Origin of the sequence: Thauera sp. 27 (assembly GCF_000310125.2) — a bacterium.
In the GTDB taxonomy this organism is placed as follows: domain Bacteria; phylum Pseudomonadota; class Gammaproteobacteria; order Burkholderiales; family Rhodocyclaceae; genus Thauera; species Thauera mechernichensis.
In genome coordinates, this window is record NZ_AMXB01000107.1 from 1 (window position 1) to 501 (window position 501).

The window sequence follows — 501 nt, forward strand, 5'->3', positions numbered from 1 at the left end:
CACGCCGTGGCGGGCGAAGGTGGCCACCAGCTCGCCCTCGGCCTTGTACAGCGCCCAGCCCGAGGTGAGGAAGCCGCCATCCTTGTTGCTGTCCGAGTAGCCGAGCATGACCTCCTGGGTGTGGGCGCGCGCCTCGAGCAGGCCGCGGTAGGCCGGGATCGAGAACAGGCGTTCCATCACGCCGGCGGCGTTCTCCAGGTCGCCGATGGTCTCGAACAGCGGCACGATGTTCACGTCGAGCGCGTTCTCGAGCGGGCGCAGCAGGCCGGCCTCCTTCAGCAGCACGGCCAGCTCGAGCAGGTCGGAGACGTCGTCGGTCTTGGAGATGATGCAGTTGCGGATGGCTGCGCTGCCGTAGCGCTGGTGGATGCCGCGCGCGGCGCGGAAGATGGCGAGCTCGCCCGCGCTCTCCTCGGAGTAGGCGACGTGGGGCGAGGCGAGCGGGCGCGCGGTGGCGAGCTCTTCGAGCAGCAGCGCGCAGCGCGCGGCCTCGTCAAGGCT

1 protein-coding gene is annotated in these 501 nt (G+C 70.7%); it reads right to left on the reverse strand.

Going from position 1 to position 501, the window contains the following annotated elements:
- Positions 1–501, reverse strand: a 501-nt coding sequence (locus B447_RS21595) for a phosphoenolpyruvate carboxylase (RefSeq protein WP_004249609.1), incomplete at both ends; no start/stop codon positions are given.